Consider the following 4,984-nt stretch of genomic DNA (forward strand, 5'->3'; position numbering starts at 1 on the left):
CCCTAGATTGAACAAATTTCAATCCACAAAGATCAACACGCCCTAGTTAAAACAAAGGCTCGCAGTGCGAGCCTTTTTAATAGGTCTTATTTAATATTACTCAGCCACACGCTTTGGTATGGTTCTAGCTCTATCGTTAATTGGCTTTCTTCAATCGTTTTATTTGCCACCAAATCAAACCACTTTTGGGTGTTAATTAAGTTTAAGTCGGCCAATGTGAGTGTTTGTGGTTTATCGCTAATGTTATAAACACAAAATATACTTTGGCGCCTGTCAATGCTTTGTCTCCAAAAACCAAACAACCCACCTGCTAAATGCAGCGTAAACTGAGTAGCGTTAGGATGAAAAGCCCCCTGTTTTTTACGTACTGCCAATAAGCTTTTTATGCCGTTAAACACTTTATGATGATGGCTATACTTTTCGCCAATGGCCGCTAATAGCTTTGACTCTTGCCAGCGATGGCGGTTTATAGCGCGGTTATGCTGTGAATTTTCAAATCGGTCATAGTCGTTAGTTGTACCCAACAAACTATGAATATAAAGCCCTGGTATGCCTTCAAGTGCAAACATAATCGCGTGGGCACACATAAACCGCTCAAGGCCAAACTTATCTGGGCCATTGTGCGTTCCTTGCAGTGCATCAAATAAAGCAATGTTTAGCTCATACGGTGTATGTGTACCATCGTTACTGGTACGCATAGATACCCGACCACCAAATTGCATAGTGGTACTTACTAATGAGGCCACTTCGCTAGGTTGTAGTAAACCTTCAATTGGTCTGAGTCCTATTCCATCGTGCGAGGCTATAAAGTTAAAGTATGCAGTACCATTTTGCGCAGGCGGCATACTCATCATCCAATGTTTAATTGCTGTGCTATCGCCGCTAAGTAATGTGTGTAGCAACAATGGCGGCAATGCAAAGTTATAAATACTGTGCGCTTCGTTAGCGTTACCAAAGTACGATAGGTTTTCTTGGTTTGGAATATTGGTTTCGGTAATTATAACTACGCTGGGCTCTGCGTGCTCAATAAGCGTTCGCATGAGCCTTACGGCTTCATGTGTTTGCGGCAAGTTAATACAACTTGTATTAAGCTGTTTCCACAAAAATGCAACCGCATCGAGTCTAAATAAACGTACGCCATTGTCTAAATAATGCCTAATTATTCCCACAAACTCTTTAAGTACATCAGGATTGCCAAAGTCAAAATCAACCTGATCGTGACTAAACGTACACCATACGTGCTTTTCACCGCTTGGCGTTGTTACAGTATTTAATAACGATGAGGTTCGCGGGCGTACAACTTGGCTTAAATCATCCGTTAAGCTGGCTGTTTTAAAGTAGTCTTTACCAGGGTGTAAATCGTTTAAAAAGTTCTCAAACCATACGCTTCTGCTTGAGCAATGGTTAATAACTAAATCTGCCATTAACTTTACGTCTTTAGCGATGTTTTGAATATCTCCCCAATCACCTAACGACTCATTCACTTGCACGTAGTTCATTACGGCAAAGCCTTCATCTGAGCTATACGGGTAAAATGGCAATATATGCAGCGCATTTAACTGCATATCACATTGCTCTTTTATAAACCGGTGTAGTGTTTTAAGCGGTGCCTCCATTGGGCTCGATACGGCAAATTCACTATCATCGTGTTTAATAATAGAATCGCCATAAGCAATCAATACTATATCTTGTTCATCCCATCGGTTTGTATGGGGTGTCGGGTCGCGCAGTGCATTGCTACCTAATATAATTTTAATGAGTTGCTGAGCAAGCTCAGTAACCGATAAAGGCAGCTCAACACCCTCATAAATAATATGAAGATGTTGCTCTACTCGTTGTAAAAATAATTCGCTAACTGAAATCACATGCGCCCCTAATATTTATTATTTAGACTTATAGGCTAGTTAACCTGCGTACAGGTTAACTATATTCTTCGTTATCTAGTTCTACGGCTTCTTTTAAGCGCTCAAGTACGTCTGGCATTGCTGATACAACACGGTTCCAACTTGGTACAAATGGCGCTTCCATTGGGTTTTCTAAAAAGTGTTGGCCTGCTTCCATAATATTTTGTGCAAACATTTCTACTGCTTTTTCTTCTTGGTGTACATCAAGCGTTAGCCCGTTCATTAACGCATCGTTGTGATAGGTTTCAATAAAATCTAGACCGATACGGTAGTACGTTGCTTTTAGTGAGCGAATTGTTTCGCTGGTAAAAGTGACACCTTGAGTTGCCAGCTTTCTAAACAATGCCTTAGTAATATCAATCGACATTTTAGACAAACCTGCACTTTGGTCATCAAGTGAAAGTTCTTGGTGCTTATGATCGTAATTATCTGCAATATCTACTTGGCATAAGCGGTTATGGGAGTAATTACGATACATTTCACTCAGTACGCCTATTTCAAGGCCCCAGTCACTTGGAATGCGAATATCGTTTAAAACATCGCGTCTAAACGAAAACTCACCTGCAAGTGGGTACCTAAAAGAGTCCATATATTCAAGGTAGTCGGTATTGCCTAAAATTGTTTTAAAGGAGCGAAGCAAAGGCGTTACTAATAAGCGCGATACACGGCCATTAATTTTGCCATTCGCAGTACGCGGGTAAAACCCTTTACAAAATTCATAGTTAAAACGCGGATGCGCAACGGGGTAAATTAAGCGAGCAAGTAAGCTTCTGTCGTAGGTTAAAATATCACAATCATGCAGCGCAATAGATTCCACCTCTGCTGTTGCTAATTTATAGCCCATGCAGTACCACACGTTACGGCCTTTACCAAGCTCACGCGGTGCAACGCCTAGCTCTTGTAATTCTTTATCAAGTGCTTGTAAGCGTGGGCCGTCGTTCCATAATACTTTGTGGTTTTGGTTTAGCTCTTTAAAAAAACCAAGTGCATGGCGGTACTGTGCTTCGTCGGCTCTATCTAAGCCTATAGTAATTTGTGACAAATACGGTACTTCACGCAACTCGCTAACTATATTTTGCAGCGCAGGGCCTTCAAGTTCACTAAATAACGAAGGAAGTATTAATCCCATTGGGCGCTGCTTGCTAAAAGTAAGTAGCTCTTTTTCTAGATCTTCTATTGGTCTGTCGGCAATATTATGTAATGTTGTAATAATGCCATTTTGATAAAAATCAGCCATGAGATGTTTGCTCCTCAGAAATACTTAAAATAATGCTAATGCACGGCAACGATGTTATTTCTTCAATCCAGCCCAGCGGTGCTGGCGATTGAGAGTATCGTGCTTTATTGTGCGACAATTTAACCGGTTTTTTACTCGCCGGATTAGCGATAATAATGGCGATATTTGCATGCTCTAACATTTGCTTATCGTTATCGCTATCACCAAGTGCAATGACCGTGAGAGGCTTTCTGAAATGATGGGTAAACTGTTTAACTAACCACTGCTGTGCAGCGCTTTTATCGGTATTTTTGGCAATATGAATGAAGCGCCCACCAATTTTTATATCGTAGCCGAGTGCTTCAACATCGTTTACAAAGGCTGTGAGTAATTCGTCGTTGCCATACCAATAAAGAGGGTCTGAATAATCGCGAGTTTGTGCGCGTCTTGCTTGTGCATCGCTAAGACCAGTAAGCTCTGATATTTGCTCACTCGATAAGTCACTAAACAATTTGTAATGCGCTTTGTAATCCGCCTTTAAAGTATTTAAGTCCTTTAATAAACTCGATAACGGCTTTGCCATTGCATAACACCAGTACGCGCCTACTTTTTTACAACCAATTGGCTTTAATTCAAAATAGTCTTCTGGAATAAATACCGCTGCACCGTTTTCAACAATAAAAGGCTGTTGAATATTTAAATCGTTTTTAAGCTCTATAACTTCGCAAAAAGTTTTGCTGGTATTAAACACCACAGGAATATGCGCATTTTGCAGCTGCTGTAATAACTCACTGATATTATTTGTATTGTAATCGGCGTGATCGAGTAATGTACCGTCCAAATCTGTAAAAATAATAGGTTGAAGGGTGTCATCACTTGTTAGGTGCATACCGCTAATATCGCGATTGCTATCAAGTTCAATTAAAGCGTTTGCTTTAGCACTCAGTGTGTTTAAGTTCTCACGCGTAATGCGCTCAAAATGAGAAATAAAATACACCAATTGCTCGTTAGTCATGGTGCCTGAGCCTTCACCTTTTTTGGCTATTAGCTTTTGTTCTTGCTCTTGCCGCCATGTAAAAACATCACTAAAACTCGGTGCTTTTAGCATAACGGTATAATCAATTAGGTTAAAAACGGCTTTGTATTCGTTTGCCAAACAGCTATTTATACAGCGGCGCCAAACGCCCTCTTTATCAAATTGTTGCTCTAACTCGTTAAGCGGCTCACTCAATGAAAACAGCGGTTGTGGCTCACTGCCTACACACCACCCTTCTAAAATAACAATATCAACTGGCTTTTCGTTTGTTAGCCAATCACTTGCTGGCACGCAGTCGTCTTCGTGTTTATTAAAACGTGGAAGCGGTACGTTTACCTCTCCTGCCAGTAAATTAGTTATTGTGCTATTCATTAAAGCTACGTCGTGAGTGCCCGGTACTCCGCGAGTAGTAAAAAGAGGATGTACATCTTTGGCAAGCTCAGTACGTGCTTGTTTTGCTAAATAAAAGTCATCAATCGACAATGCAACACTGTTAAGCGGTGTGTTTTTAGAAAACCAGGTAACTAAAAAATCAGCGAGTGTTGTTTTTCCTGAGCCTTGGCATCCATTTATGGCAACAAAAATAGGAGTATTTGTTTTTTTAGATTCGAGGATGTCATGCGCAAGTGGAACAAAATATTGCTCACTCAAATATTGATACTTTAAAGGCAGTTGGTGTTTTGCTAAAAACGGGGTTATATCCACAATATTGGCCTCTGACATAGTTACTCCTTTGCATACAATGCGTCTGGGAGTTAAATGCAGATACTAGACCATTATTATTTTTATATATTTATTAATAGGTTAAAAAAATAGCGCATTATAAAT

3 protein-coding genes are annotated in these 4,984 nt (G+C 40.2%); all 3 read right to left on the bottom strand.

Annotated elements, in window-relative coordinates; genetic code table 11:
• Positions 1-86: 86 nt before the first annotated feature.
• From GQR46_RS15885 to GQR46_RS15895, 3 genes are read right to left on the bottom strand one after another with little or no spacing between them, the layout of a single operon-like run.
• On the bottom strand, positions 87-1,865 hold the full coding sequence (locus GQR46_RS15885) for a sugar phosphorylase (protein WP_165741444.1): 1,779 nt from the start codon (positions 1,863-1,865) through the stop codon (positions 87-89).
• 55 nt (positions 1,866-1,920) lie between these two features.
• A complete protein-coding gene (locus GQR46_RS15890; protein WP_002958673.1) occupies positions 1,921-3,141 on the bottom strand; it encodes a glycosyl transferase in 1,221 nt (406 codons plus the stop codon).
• A complete protein-coding gene (locus GQR46_RS15895; RefSeq protein ID WP_165741446.1) occupies positions 3,134-4,879 on the bottom strand; it encodes an HAD-IIB family hydrolase in 1,746 nt (581 codons plus the stop codon). The genes GQR46_RS15890 and GQR46_RS15895 overlap by 8 nt, the downstream gene beginning before the upstream one ends.
• Positions 4,880-4,984 lie beyond the last annotated feature (105 nt).

The organism is Pseudoalteromonas sp. Z1A6 (assembly GCF_011378745.1).
GTDB lineage: Bacteria > Pseudomonadota > Gammaproteobacteria > Enterobacterales > Alteromonadaceae > Pseudoalteromonas > Pseudoalteromonas arctica.